Annotated in this window: 11 protein-coding genes; 3 read left to right on the top strand and 8 right to left on the bottom strand. The window is 42.9% G+C overall.

Features of this window, described 5'->3' with window-relative positions:
* Nucleotides 1-25: 25 nt before the first annotated feature.
* Complete coding sequence (locus G496_RS0102515) at nt 26-2,299, bottom strand: ATP-binding protein (RefSeq protein ID WP_027177881.1); 2,274 nt, start codon at nt 2,297-2,299, stop codon at nt 26-28.
* Between the two features lie 206 nt (nt 2,300-2,505).
* Here G496_RS0102515 and G496_RS0102510 point away from each other — a divergent pair, with 206 nt between their 5' ends.
* Nucleotides 2,506-3,411: a hypothetical protein gene (locus G496_RS0102510; protein WP_027177880.1), complete on the top strand. Its 906-nt coding sequence runs from the start codon at nt 2,506-2,508 to the stop codon at nt 3,409-3,411.
* Nucleotides 3,412-3,567: 156 nt separating this feature from the next.
* Here the strand turns inward: G496_RS0102510 and G496_RS0102505 are convergent, their stop codons facing one another.
* Nucleotides 3,568-4,032, bottom strand: a complete 465-nt coding sequence (locus tag G496_RS0102505) for an Lrp/AsnC family transcriptional regulator (RefSeq protein WP_245577849.1) — start codon at nt 4,030-4,032, stop codon at nt 3,568-3,570.
* 241 nt (nt 4,033-4,273) lie between these two features.
* Here G496_RS0102505 and G496_RS0102500 point away from each other — a divergent pair, with 241 nt between their 5' ends.
* Together G496_RS0102500 and tdh are read left to right on the top strand one after the other, a co-directional pair.
* Nucleotides 4,274-5,464, top strand: coding sequence for a glycine C-acetyltransferase (locus G496_RS0102500; protein ID WP_027177878.1), 1,191 nt, complete (start codon nt 4,274-4,276; stop codon nt 5,462-5,464).
* Nucleotides 5,465-5,484: 20 nt separating this feature from the next.
* Nucleotides 5,485-6,522, top strand: a complete 1,038-nt coding sequence (tdh, locus tag G496_RS0102495) for an L-threonine 3-dehydrogenase (RefSeq protein ID WP_211233823.1) — start codon at nt 5,485-5,487, stop codon at nt 6,520-6,522.
* A gap of 129 nt (nt 6,523-6,651) precedes the next feature.
* On the opposite strand, the gene G496_RS0102490 is transcribed toward tdh, so the two are convergent.
* The 6 genes from G496_RS0102490 to G496_RS0102460 form a co-directional block, all read right to left on the bottom strand.
* On the bottom strand, nt 6,652-6,915 hold the full coding sequence (locus G496_RS0102490; RefSeq protein WP_245577848.1) for a hypothetical protein: 264 nt from the start codon (nt 6,913-6,915) through the stop codon (nt 6,652-6,654).
* 96 nt (nt 6,916-7,011) lie between these two features.
* Nucleotides 7,012-7,917, bottom strand: coding sequence for a DMT family transporter (locus tag G496_RS18615; protein WP_034632141.1), 906 nt, complete (start codon nt 7,915-7,917; stop codon nt 7,012-7,014).
* 87 nt (nt 7,918-8,004) lie between these two features.
* Entirely contained in the window at nt 8,005-8,946 is a 942-nt protein-coding gene (locus G496_RS0102480; RefSeq protein WP_051294784.1) for an AraC family transcriptional regulator, read from the bottom strand.
* A gap of 235 nt (nt 8,947-9,181) precedes the next feature.
* A complete protein-coding gene (locus tag G496_RS0102470) occupies nt 9,182-9,742 on the bottom strand; it encodes a flavin reductase family protein (protein WP_027177874.1) in 561 nt (186 codons plus the stop codon).
* A 107-nt stretch (nt 9,743-9,849) separates the two neighbouring features.
* Complete coding sequence (locus G496_RS0102465; protein WP_027177873.1) at nt 9,850-11,832, bottom strand: monovalent cation:proton antiporter family protein; 1,983 nt, start codon at nt 11,830-11,832, stop codon at nt 9,850-9,852.
* A 214-nt stretch (nt 11,833-12,046) separates the two neighbouring features.
* Nucleotides 12,047-14,371: a methyl-accepting chemotaxis protein gene (locus tag G496_RS0102460; protein ID WP_027177872.1), complete on the bottom strand. Its 2,325-nt coding sequence runs from the start codon at nt 14,369-14,371 to the stop codon at nt 12,047-12,049.
* Nucleotides 14,372-14,586 lie beyond the last annotated feature (215 nt).

Below are 14,586 nucleotides of genomic sequence, written 5' to 3'. Positions count from 1 at the left end.
CTATATCGGCCTGATTAAATAATACTTAAGCCGAGGGGCTTACAGGCAGGCGTATAATAAATCTGGTGCCTCTTCCTTTTTCTGATTCAACACGGAACTGGCCGTCATGATTTCTTGTAATTATAAAGTAGGAAACGGAAAGACCAAGTCCAGTGCCGACACCCACGGGCTTGGTTGTATAGAAAGGCTCAAAAACTCTTTTTCTTGTTTTTTCATCCATGCCGGGGCCATTGTCCTCTATTTCTATGCGGACAAAATCACCTTCGCGCCTTGTGCGCAGCCAGATGCACGGAGTTTCATCATTTGGAAATTCTTTTTCACTTAAAGCTTGAGCCGCATTCTTCATGATATTCAGCAAAACCTGCTCAACCTCTGTTTCGGTTATATAAATTCCCGGCAGGTTCTGTTCATAATCTCTGACAATATCAATTGTTTTGAAATCATGCTTCTTCTTCAAATCATAATCATTTGCAGCAAGATCAAGGGACTTCTCCATAATTGCGGAAACTTCATGCCGTGCTCTTACAGACTCACTCTTTCGGCTGAATTCAAGCATATTCCTGACAATTTTAGCTGCCCGCTGTCCGGCATCTCTTATTCCCCGCAGATATCCCAAAATTCCGCGAACTTCTAAATATTCATGAAATTTTTTAAGATCCACACCAAGTTCTTCAGCCACTTCCCTATTCTTTTTAAGAGAAGGTGAAAGTCTTCGTTCTGTCCCCTGAACTCCGGACAAAATTGCCCCGAGAGGATTGTTTATTTCATGGGCCATACCCGCTGCAAGACCGCCTACAGACATCATTTTTTCGGTCTGCACCATCATTTCTTCCAGCTTTGATTTAACAGTGACATCATCGATAAGGATGACTGATCCACCTCCAGAATTATCATCAAGAAGAGGATAGACGATTACATCTTTATAATGGATCACTCCGTCCTGAGAGACAGGAATTTTAAATTTTTCAGTGATATCGCCATTACTGCCACTTAAAACCAGATCACCCAGTTCCGTATACAGGTCAGGCAGAAACTCCTGCAAAGGACGAAACTTAACTTCATTCCAGCTTAATCCGGTCTGCTCCCTTGCTGATTTGTTCCACTGAATAATTCGTCCTTCACCATTTACCCCGACAAGCACTGACGGCATGGAATCGATAATACTCTGCAGCAGATTTCTTAAGTTGGAGAGTTCACTACCGGCTTTTTTCCTCTCCGTGACATCCATCATGATCCCCATAAAGCCGGTAACGCCGGAATCATCTCTATTTAAGACAACACTATTCTCTATCCATGAAACATTACCATCAGCGGTAACAATCCTAAGCTCCTGCCTGAAATGATCAATGCCGCACCGGCAGTAAAAGTCGACTTCATTTTTAACTTTTTTGCGATCTTCCTCGTAAACAATATCCAGAAATTTTATTTTTCCGGAAATAAAATCGGCAACAAGGTATCCAAACTGGCTGATATTCTCAGAAAGCAGTTTTACCGGCCAGCCTTCATGATAATCAGCTTTAAACAGAACCACAGGGCTGTTTTCAACAATTTTATTAGACTCCCTGAGAGCTTCTTCAATCTTTTTGCGCTGGACAATATCTCTTATAAGGTTGCGCCGCATATCATTAAAGGCTTTTACAACCATGTCGAATTCATCAGGCTTTTTATATTTTCTGCTACGCCTGAGAACAAATTCCCGGTCCAGATGATTGAGGTCTATTTCACGAGCATATTCGGCCAGTTCCTGTAGATGTCTGGTGATCATATAATGTAGGATGGCAATAATAAACAGGGAAAGAATAAATATTTTAACCCCTTGAGTCATCAATATAACCAGCACCCGCTTTTTGATGCGTGAATAGACTTCATCAAGGGAGGCAACAACAAGCATTTTACCCAGCCTGACAGAACGCCCGTCGACATTGTAATTCAGATCGAAAACACGTTTTATGGTATCGCCACTTTCAGGTTTTTTGCCCACTTTTACAGCAACATCAGATGATCCGAATGAAGTTTCACGAACTTCAATATAGCGCATACCCGGCAACTTAAGAATTCCCTCAAGCTGGATTCTAACATGCTCAAGATTAATATCCCATAAACTGGCAGTAATAGTATCAAAGTAGCTTCCGCCAATCTGGCGCATGCCATCCCTGATTCCGCCAACATCATTTTTGTAATCTATCCAGACCTGAAGACTTGTACCGAAAATAGTGAATATTGTGCTGAATAAAATAATATAGAGGAGAAGACGGTATGAAAGAACCTGATCACGTTTAAATTTTAAAAACTCGAACATCAGCACACCTTATAAAAGGAAATTAAATCTTTAATCGGGCTATTTAACACTGCCACATTTTATTAACGTTTTAAAGACAAAAAAAGGCAGCATCCAGGGTTAACAACAATACTTTTGTAAAACTTCAAAAGTCAGGATAGTTATAATTTTACAAAACAGCTTATAGAAATCTTGCGCTGATTTACTCAAAGATTTAAACATGAATCATGCAGATAAAAAGAACTAAAGTTTTGACCGGAATTTCGATATTAAATATTACAGCAATAGCAATTATAATTATGCTCATTTTTATGCAGCAGAGTGCAAAAGCATACAATGAATCGGACAAAAACACAGATCAGAAATATAACACAGCTAAAAACACTGCTACAGAACTCAAAAAAGTTTTTGAACGCATTGACAGAGAGCCTGTGAATCTCAGATCCAGAAAAAAAGCAGCACCCCTGAAAAAAAACTTCGGACAGCCGGGAACAATTAACACATCAAGATCGCTGAAAGAAGCTTCAGACGTTGAGCCTTCCGCCGCTCTAAAAACAATTCTTAGAGCCATACAGAACGGAACCTTCAGTCTTCAGGAAAATCAGAAAGAAGACTACCGGATGTGGTCCGATCCATTTACAAAAGAGTACACTTCAGAGGAACAGCGTAATATTTATGACATTACGGTTCTTGATTCAGAAGATGATATCTTTCTATCCCTCGGGTATGAGCCACTTACCGTTGATAGTTTTGCTGACGATATCAGGTCACAAAGAATAGAAGATCTTATATCAGTCATTAAAGTTATCGACAGAACAGCTGAGACAAATTCAACCATATCTAAAAGCGCGGCAGAACTTGACCGTAAAAGAGCCCAATTAAGAGCATACACAGAGCGTCCCAGACAGCACTCAAAGAGTATTCTGGAATTTTTAGGGATAGAAAAGGATAGGCCCGGCGGCAATTATGAAGAACTTACTCAATCGTATCGCCGTTATAAAGCGTGGACAGAACGAATGGATAAACTCGATAATTACCTTAAACAAAAACGCAGAAGAAAAATTCTGAAATCCCCAAAAACACCTAAGAGTCTCGATTATCGCCAGCCGCAACTGGAAAAAATATCGCGTTAAAAATTTTCAATTCGCGACTTTTACAGCACAACAGTTCCTCGCCGGGTGTTCTGTGCAGAAAGGCTGAAGTGCGGACTACAGCCCAAAAAAGCTTCTAACACACCGAAAAAAGGTAAATAAGGCTATTTTTTATAATTTTGTAAAAAAGGCTGGATATCAGATTTCTTCAGAGTCCCCGTTATGGTGGGCAGCCCATTTGTTCAATGCATCAAGAAACATGAATGTTTCAGTGGATTTGATTCCACCCACATGTGAAAGATCGTCAACTATAAATGAACGGAAAGCATTACGGGAAGGAACAAAAACTTCGACCAGAAGATCATACCGACCGGAAACGTTCACAACAGACTGAACGCCGCTCAACTGTGATATCTTTTCCATAATATCATTGTTGGCGCGTTCTTCCAGATTTACACCGACTAGAGCAATGAGAGAGTTTTCAAAATATAGAGGATTAACCGAAGCTGAAATACGCAGGTAGTTATTCCTTATCATACGCTCGGTGCGCAACCGGACAGTTCCATCAGAAACGCCTAGCTTACGGGCAATATTCTTATAAGATTCCCTGCCGTTCTTCTGTAATTCCTCAATAATTTTGTAATCCACTTCATCAAGTGCCAAAGGCCTCTCCTTCACGCGAACCTCCAGATAGTATATGATTCTTTAATTTTGATTTTGAAGTAAGAATAGATACACAATAACAAAACTGTCAATTGAATAAAATAGTTGACTATTTACTTCAATAAGCCATTTTTTTGCGCGTTCCATAATATTTTAACAATATTTTATCTTGACACAAATTTTAATGTGCTGTTTTTTACTAAATAAGCAATCAAACAGTTATATCACTTCGGAGGAAAAAATGAGTAAAGTTTTTCTTGAGGGACTTTCAAAACAGATTGAAGAACTAAAACAGACCGGACTTTACAAAGATGAAAGAATCATCACTTCTCAGCAGCAGGCTGAGATCACCGTCAATGACGGAAGTGAAGTCCTGAATTTCTGTGCAAACAACTATCTTGGTCTGGCAAACAACCCCGACCTGATAGCAACTGCCTCTGATGCCGTTAAAAAATACGGATTCGGAATGTCTTCCGTAAGATTTATATGCGGAACACAGAATATTCATAAAGAACTGGAAACCAAAATCAGCAAATTTCTTGGAACAGAGGATACCATCCTCTACAGTTCCTGCTTTGACGCAAACGGCGGTCTGTTTGAAACAATACTCGGACCTGAAGACGCAGTAATCAGCGATCAGCTCAATCATGCTTCAATCATTGACGGAGTGAGACTCTGCAAGGCTAAACGTTTCCGTTACAAAAATAATGACATGGCCGATCTTGAAGAACAGCTCAAAGCCGCATCAGACTGCCGCTACAAACTTATTGCGACAGACGGCGTTTTTTCAATGGATGGAATCATCGCCGATCTTAAATCAATCTGCGACCTTGCAGACAAATATGACGCTCTGGTCATGGTTGATGATTCACACGCAGTAGGCTTTGTTGGCGAAAACGGTCGCGGGACTCCTGAATACTGCGATGTAATGGGCCGGGTTGACCTGATTACAGGTACCCTTGGTAAAGCTCTTGGTGGAGCTTCAGGCGGTTATACCTCCGGCCGTAAAGAAATCATTGAGTGGCTTCGCCAGCGTTCACGCCCTTACCTCTTTTCCAATACCCTCGCACCGGTCATCGCAGCTACATCAATTGCTGTGCTTGATATGATCGACAACACCCCGGAACTGCGAGAAAACCTCGTCCGCAACAGCAACCACTTCCGCGCCCGTATGGAAGAAGCAGGCTTCAAACTTGTTCCCGGCTGCCACCCGATCATTCCGGTAATGCTTGGAGACGCCGTGCTGGCTCAGAAAATGGCTGAAGGCATGATGCGTGAAGGCATTTATGTTGTCGGTTTCAGTTTCCCTGTTGTGCCCAAGGGTCAGGCCAGAATCAGAACCCAGATGTCTGCCGGACACACAATTGAACAGGTTGACCGTGCTGTTGACGCTTTCATCAAAATCGGTCGTGAACTCGATATAATAAAATAAGATCAAGGCAGGATATAACTATGAGCACAATGAAAGCACTTGTTAAAAAGTTTCCTGAAAAAGGAATCTGGATGGAAGAAGTTCCAATTCCTGAATGCGGACACAATGATGTCCTCATAAAAGTAAACAAAACTGCAATCTGCGGTACTGATATACACATATACAACTGGGATAAATGGTCTCAGGACACAATCCCGGTTCCTATGGTTGTGGGACATGAATTTGCCGGTACAATTGAAAAACTCGGCAGTGAAGTCCACGGTCTTGCCATAGGGGACAGAGTTTCAGCCGAAGGGCATGTCACCTGCGGTCACTGCCGCAACTGCCGTGCCGGTAAACGCCACCTCTGCCGCAACACTATGGGCATAGGTGTTAACCGTCCGGGATGTTTTGCTGAATATGTCAGTGTGCCCGCTTCAAACGTATTCAAACTTTCCGATTCCATCCCCGATGAAGTCGGAGCAATTCTTGATCCTTTAGGGAATGCAACGCATACAGCATTATCCTTTGACCTCGTTGGTGAAGATGTTCTTATAACCGGAGCAGGACCGATAGGCATCATGGCAGTGGCAATTGCCAAACATGTTGGTGCACGCCACATCGTCATAACAGATTTGAATGAATACCGCCTTGACCTTGCTGATAAAATGGGAGCTACCCGCACCGTAAACGTGGGCAAGGAAAAACTTTCTGAAGTTCTTGGTGAACTTGGTATGGAAGAAGGTTTCGATGTTGGTCTTGAAATGTCCGGAAACCAGCATGCATTCAGGGATATGCTGAAACTCATGAATAATGGCGGAAACGTAGCCATGCTTGGCATTATGCCTGATGAAACTCCCATCAACTGGACTGACGTCGTCTTCAAGGGACTCAAACTCAAGGGCATATACGGTCGTGAAATGTTTGAAACATGGTACAAAATGTCTTCCATGCTTCAATCAAACCTTGATGTAACTCCTATTATTACCCACCGCTTTGATATAGACGACTTCCAGAAAGGATTCGATGTCATGTCTTCAGGACAGTCTGGAAAAGTCGTACTGGACTGGACCAAATAGCAGCACTGAATGCATGAATGTATGGCTACCCCCTCACGTAACCATGCATCTTTATAATAAAAACCGCGGAAACCGTAATTACGGTTTCCGCGGTGGATCGGATTGCGCCTCCCGCTTACGCGGTTATACTCAGTTCAATCCGGCGCAAATTCGGCGCACATGGCGCATTGTGACTCCGGTTCGTTCAGCTATACAAGCATTGGAGACACCTAACGATTTGAGTTTTAGTACTTTTTCAGCAAGGCTGTTTTTGCGTATAAACCTGCTGGAGATATAAATCCTGTCAGCCGAGAACTCTTTCAAGACATCCAGAGCGGCTGTTTCGGGAGACTTGCTACCGCAGCTCACGGCATTCATTTCCCTAAGGACAACATCATAAAACTCGTTCTGCAATTTCAGTCCTCCGTTAAACATTAACTGTTAATGAAAGACAATATAAGCAGCGCACTTGTCATCTGCTGTCAGAATCTGGCGCAGGTTTACTCCCGATTATCCGACCTCAACAGCAAGCTTCTTTTTCCGCATCCCACTGCCCTGACTTATCCAGACTCCGAATAAAACAGCCACCGAAGCAACACTTTGCACAGGGTTCAAGGCTTCTCCAAGAAAAATCCATCCAAGGCAGACTGCGACCACAGGGACAAGATTAATATATGCCGAGGCCTCGGAAGCCTTTATTCTGCTGATGGCATAGTTATAAAGACCGAAGGCTCCGAGAGTAACAAAGCAGCCGAGAAACAGCAGAGAAAAAATGAGCGAAGATGAGAGGTGCATGCTCCAGTTCATTCTAAATGCTCCGGGAATAAAAAAAACAGCCCCGCCAAGAGTCTGAATAAAAGTCAGAGCAAAAGGACTGTAGCTGGAACTCATCTTTTTCATTAAAAGCATATAGCCCGCAGTGCAGATCATTGCGCAGATTTCCAGCAGATTACCAAGAAGAGGATTGGCTGCATTGGCTGAGCTGCTGCCAGACATGGTCAGCACACATACTCCGGCAACGGATATGAGCAGACCGAAAACAGTTTTAAAAGTAATTTTTTCTGAAAAAAGCAGCCATGCCCCGACACTTACAAGCAATGGCACGGACGCGGCGATAACTCCGGCCTGTGCTGAAGTAGTATATGTCAGAGCGTAAGCCTCAAATAAAAAATACAGGCACGGTTGAAAAAGAACCATCAAGACAAGATATTTCAAATCCTTCCTGCAATAGTGAAATCTGAAAAACTTTTTAAGAAATGGAAGGCCTACGAGAACTCCGAGGACCATCCTGAACCAGACTACGGTCCACGGATCAAGAGAGGAAAGAGCGGTCTTTGCTGCCGCGAATGACCCTCCCCAAAGGAAAACCGCACCTAATACGGCTATAACGGGTAGGATGCTGCTGTCTGCTTTCATAATTATTTTCTCCAATACCATTTAACTGATTGTGGCTACAGCTATAGTGGCATCGGCAAAGCAGGTATTGTAAAAAATTGCCCTTAATTAAACAGTTCCAGCGTACTGTCCGGGAGTTACCCCCATAAACTGTTTGAACTTATGAGTAAAATGACTCTGATCTCCGAATCCGCATTCAAGGGCAATTTCAGAAAAAGGCAGTCCGCTTAAAATCATCTTTCTGGCTTTTTCTATTCTGCGGATGATAAAAAATGCATGCGGCGTCATTCCGGTACTTTTTTTAAAGACTCTTAAGAAATAATAACTGGACAATCCTGTCACAGCAGCAAGTTCATCAAGTGAAACCTTTCGCCCGACATTGCTTTCAAGGTATTCTTTGGCAACAGCTACGGCGCGATGCTCATTATTACCTGTTCTGACCGGAACAATCCGGCCATTACCTGAAAACAGCTCTGCAAAGGCTGAAACTGCAAGAGACTGCTTAGCAAGCGATGTCCCGGAAAGACTCAGGCATCGGTAAAAAGCTTTAAATTTTTCGGAAACCGCAAGAGAATTGGAGCAGAAACTTTTAAACTCTGGAAAGCCGTGATCAATTTCAGATATCTGATATACAGTATTTCTGACCCATTGCGGATCAGCATAAAAGAGCAGATAGCTTACTCCCACATCCCGCAGAGGAACTCCTGAATGGACCTGCTCCGGATTGATATGGAAAACATCCCCGGAGGCAACAAGCGAACTGTCCGCGACTTTATCGGTGCAATAGCTGGCACCTTCAAGAACAACTCCAACAGTGTAGGTGTCGTGAGTATGTCTGGCAAATTTGAAACCATCGTACCGCGAAAAGCGAAATTCCATTCCCGGAAGATCCGGGTCACGACTGAACAGGACCTTCTCTTTACCATTGATAGGAAATATTTTTCTGGAGCATGGGGAAAGAATCTCAGTCTCTCTGGAAACTCCCAGTAGCTCCTGCTGCAAAAGCGGAAAAACTCCGTTTTGTTCGGTTTGCTTTTTTTCTTCAGACATTTTTAATGGCGTTTTTTATAACTCTCCCTTGATTCCGGTTAGCCTTAATTCAAATGACTGTCTTGTAAAAAATTGCCCTGTAAAAAATCTGCAGAAAGAACTCCTGCTCAGATTTAAACTTAACTCAGCGAATCAGCATATAAAAATAAAAAACGCTCTCAGTTAAAAAGAAAACGGAAAAAAACCGATTTTGACCGATTCTTTCCCGCTTTAAATTTAAAACCTTCAATGAATACTATTTAAGGTCTTTTCCTTCGTGCCAGGCATTGCCAATGCACTCGCCAACGCCCCAATACTTGTTATCGGGCATGGTCAGACCAAAGGGATTCACTTTTTTCACATCAGGATTGCCATCCGTAAGACAGTCTTCGCGACACCATGTAGCCACAATTTCTCCTACAAAAATAGTGTCTTTCGGCAAATCCATGGACTCATAGACCTTGCATTCCATTGAGACCGGGCAATTATCAATAAGCGGAGCCTTGTCCAGACTGCCGAAACTGACTTCGAACAAGTCAGACTTATCAAGATTGCTTCCGGAAACAAGACCGGTGAAATCGGTAAGCTTAACCAGATCAACCGAAGGAATATTTACACTGAATTGTCCAGTTTCCTTGATAATTTTATTTGAAAAATGTCCCTTACCAACAGAAATCATGAGCAGTGCCGGAGAGTAATTAACACGGGAAACCCATGCAAGAGCCATAAAATTATTTCTTCCTTCTGCGTGTGTGCCAAGAATCGTCTGCGGCATAGGCATTGTGAACCCTTGAACTCCGATATCTATTTTATCCATTTGCTACTCCAGCTTTGATATATATTAAATTGTTCTAAAAGACTGTAATCCGATAGTAAGGTTGGTACAACCATTCCAGTTTCCAGAATAAAACAACCTATAAGATATCAGCCCTCTATGAGAGTATCCTCTTTTTCAGCTATGGACAACTCTCTGAATTTATTAACTTCCTTTTCAGAGCCTATCACACCGGCCAGATCGGAAGCTTTGAACCGGAACCCTCCGTCAGGATTAGGACGCAGAATGCCTCCTCTTATTATCCCGACAACTGAAGCCCCGGTAGCGGCACGGATATTAGATTCAATAAGAGTGCGCCCATCAATGGCAGATCCTTTTTCAACAGTCACCCAGTTCATGGTCAGCGACTCAGAAGCCCTGCGCAGCCTTGAAAGTATCTCATATTCAGGTCGGTTGACAAAAACTCCGGTATATCTTTCCCTTCGCAGTTCATCCATAAAAGTCTGAACTTCGGGGGCTGGAACATGGTAATTAATCAGGGCTTCCCTTGTCATTTCAAGCCCGGTTTCAAATTCCGGAAAAATAGGAGTCACTCCAAGCGATTTAAGGGAGGCTATCTGCTCACTGTTGCGCACCAGAGCCACCACAGGAACATTGGGTGCTATGTGTGCAAGCATGGCCGCGGCTGAACTTGATCCGGCTACGGAAGGAATGGTCATCAGTATCAGCTTTGCTTTATCCACGGCAGCAGCCTCCAGCACCATCGGCTGTGTAGCATCGCCGAAAATAACAGCCCTTTCCTGTTCTTCCGCTGCCTTAACGGTTTTATTATTCAATTCTATTGTCACATTTACAATGTCCATTCTATCCAGAATACCGGCGACAAAGGAGCCAACTCTGCCCCCTCCAAGTATGACAACGTGTTCATGCAGCTCATTTTCAGTAACATTTATTGTCTGCAACGGGTCGTCCTGCCTGCGTTTTTTCAAAATAGAATAAAGTGGACCAGTAAGGCCGGAAAGAAGAGGTGTGAGCATCATAGTCAGTATTCCTGCTCCTAAAAACAAGGGGAAATACTGCCGTGGTATTGATCCTGAATCTGCCCCCTGCTGTAACAGCAGAAAAGATAATTCACCCACCTGGGACATCCCCAGTCCGAGAGCCAATGGAACAACATTACCATAACCGAACGGCTTGGAAACAAGAGCAAAAACAAGCCCCTTGCCGACCATAGCCAGAACAGCCAGCAAAACAACAAGGCCAAGATTGTTCCAGATAAATACCGGGTCAATCAGCATTCCCATAGAAGCAAAAAACAGAAGGCTGAAAATATCTCTTAATGGAAGCAGGTCACTTATAGCCTGATACGAATAACGGGATTCACTAAGTACCATACCTGCGGCAAAAGCACCGAAAGCGAACGACAGACCAAGCAGATGCGTGGCATACCCAACGCCAAGACCTATGGCACTTATAGTAAGCAGAAACATTTCCCGGGAATGCCAGCCGACGACGATTTCCATAACTTTTGGAATAATCCTTGCGCCTAGAAAAATCATGGTCGCAATAAAAACTGCGGCTTTAATTCCTGCATAACCGAGCTGTCCCAGACCGAAAGTAGGCAACCCGAGCTGGGGCCAGATAATCAGCATCGGGACTATGGCCAGATCCTGAACAACAAGCATTCCCAGCATAACCTTGCTGGAAAGTGTTCCCACCAGTCCTTTGCTCTCCAAAGTTTTTAAAACAACCATAGTACTGGAAAGCGAAATAAAACCACCGAACCAGAGGGAAACAATATTGTCCCAGCCCATTATTTTTCCGATACCCCAACCGTATATAATTGTTAATAAAATCTGGACAGGGGTACCGATAAGGGCGACCATTTTAACCGGCTTTAATTCTTTAAGTGAAAATTCTATTCCAAGGGTGAATAACAGCAGGCCGACACCGATCTCTGCCAGCTTTTCAACATCATGGACTTTGGAAACAGTTATTCCCCCGGTATATGGTCCGACAAGAATTCCAACAATTATATATCCCAACAGCAAGGGCTGCCTGCACAGGCGGGCAATATATCCGCCGAGCATCCCGGCTACAATTATCAAAACAAGGTCAGAAGCAATTCCCACAGTATAAACCTCACTGCTTGAAATATTATGTTCAACTGGCGATATGTATTATTTATAATTTAAATAGGTTATACAATTTATAAAAAATGATTATTCAGTTTTTGGTATCAATATATTATACTACAGTCTCCTGACGCGTAACAAAAAAACAATCAAATAAAAAAATCCCGGCGAAAATACTTCCGCCGGGACAACTATTCCTAAAGATATACTATTAGTCTTCTTTAACCATATTTTCAATTACACCATTCAGCTTTGAGGCCATTGATGCGACTTCATAGATAGCTTTTGCAGCTTCAGACATGACATCAGAAGTCTCAGAAGAAATTCTGCTGATATCCTCTGTAGCCTGAGTAATCTGATCGCTTGTGGCCGACTGTTCTTCCGCGGCAGTTGCAATAGCTCTGACCTGATCTGCGGCAGACTCGATGAGCCCGACAATCTCAAGCAGCATTTCTCCTGACTCACGGGCCAGTTCGGAGCTGTTTTCCGCAGAATCTGCAGCAGACTGGGTGGCATCGATATTATCTCTGGTCATTGTCTGAATTTTACTTATAGCTTCCCCGACTTCTCCGGTTGCCGACATTGTTTTTTCCGCAAGTTTACGAACTTCATCGGCAACAACGGCAAATCCTCTTCCGGCCTCACCTGCTCTTGCAGCTTCAATTGCAGCATTAAGTGCCAGCAGATTGGTCTGATCGGCGATATCCGTGATCACACCAAGGATATTACCAATCTCTGTTGCTTCCACACCAAGATCTTCCATTGATTTTTTCAGATTTCCGGCACGGTTGCGGACATCTGCTGCGGCATTAACAACTTTTTTAACTACAAGTTCGCTTTCCTGAGCTTTTTCACGCACTGAATCGGAATTTTCAGCAGCTTCACCAGCGTTTCTGGCAACTTCAAGCACAGTAGCATTCATCTGCTCCATAGCGGTTGAAGTTTCCTGAACTCTGGAATTCTGTTCTTCTGCCCCTCTGCTGGACTGTTCAATCTGAGCTGAAAGCTCTTCTGCCGCACTTGAAAGGTACTGCGAAATTTCTTCAGCCTGACTGGCCGCAGCAGAAATACGTTCATTCTGAGCCTCGATCTGGCTCTGCTGAGTGCGTATATCCGTCATATCAATCCAGATATTTACAGCTCCGAGCAACTTGCCGTCCATGTCATAAAACGGGGTGGCAGCTGAAACAATATTCAGCTTTCTGTTGTCATGATTGATATATTCAACTTCCTCTTCAACATAGCGGCCTTCTCTAAGAGCCTTATCAACCAGAGGTTCCTTTGCTTCATCCCCGTAATAAAAAGTTTCGGCAGAGAGACCTTCAACGGCATCAGGACCATCATGAAAAGCTATAAGCTCACAAAACTGCTTATTTGCCCACATCATATTGTAATCAGGAGCAACTATGCTGCATGGAATAGTCATTCCTTTTAACACACCCTCGGAAAAACCGAGCTTGTGTTTCAATTCACCGACCATCTTTTTAATTCTGTCCGCCAACAGATCAAACTCAAATCTGTAATTTCCATCAAGTTCGGCTTTAAAATTGCCCTCTGAAATCTCAGTAGCGAAGTCAAGAATATTGGAAACAGGTCTGAGGACTATAATCTTAATAAATGACAAAAGGATGGCACAAAAAGCGATAGCAACAACAACGCCGCCGATGAGGAGAACTTCCCTCTGAATAATTGCTGCGGCGGTCAGATCATCTTCATACGCGCTGAAAGCTACAACCCATCCGGTTTCCTTGATGGTATCGAAAACCATGACCTTCTTACGGCCTTTTCTGGAATATGAAATTACGCCTTTTTTCATCGAAATAGCCTGATTTATATAATCAGTATCTGAGACATCCTTCATGACTCTCGTCTTTTCCGCGGCATGGGCTATCATTCTGGCATTTTCATCAAACATGAACCCGTAACCGTCATTTCCGATTCTGAAAGGATTAATAAATTTTTCAGTAAATCTTTCCCACTTAGGAAAAAGTCCTATACCGCCAAGAACATTTCCCTGTGAATCTTTGATTGCCACGGCCATGGCAAAAATAAGAACCCCGTTGCCGCTCTTCGATTTTAAAACTTTTCTTCCCTGATAGAGATCGGTTCCAGATAATATGGCTTTTACATAAGCTCTGGAACTACGGTCCGCCCCGGTAAGATCCGTACCTTTGGCATTATATCCGGCTACAACCTTTCCATTCCGGTCAAAGACAAAGCAGGCCCAATACTTATCCCCTGCTTCGGTAACTATTCTCTTTAAAATATTGTCTGCATCTTCAGTATTTCCATTAGTAAGGGCATTTTCCATTCCTTTATTCAAGGAGATAAGACGTGCTACATCTGTTGTCTGCTCAAAATAAAGGTCAAATGAACTTATTGTTTCTTTGACCATATTCTGCATAGCTTTCTTCTGCTCACTAAAAACGGCATTGTAGGTATTACCTGTTACCCACCAAATTCCTGCAGCAAAGGTCACTATGACCAATGAGGCGATAATGATAGCGATAACAGAACTTACACTCTTAATCTTCATCAGGTTCCCCCTGTTTTCATTTTTTTACGCCCCCGATCATCACGAAATTGGTATTTGATTTATCACACAAGTCAAAAGCTTATCAATGAGAGATATATGCAATCAGCTAATTTATAATAAACAATATATTTTACATGATCGTGACATCTTTGATTTTGCGGTGAAAAGACTTCTGTCCAAAGCTTTAAAGGACTGACATATAATAGCGTTGATTG

It is taken from the genome of Maridesulfovibrio bastinii DSM 16055, assembly GCF_000429985.1.
GTDB lineage: Bacteria > Desulfobacterota > Desulfovibrionia > Desulfovibrionales > Desulfovibrionaceae > Maridesulfovibrio > Maridesulfovibrio bastinii.
This window is presented reverse-complemented; position numbering and strand designations above follow the sequence as displayed.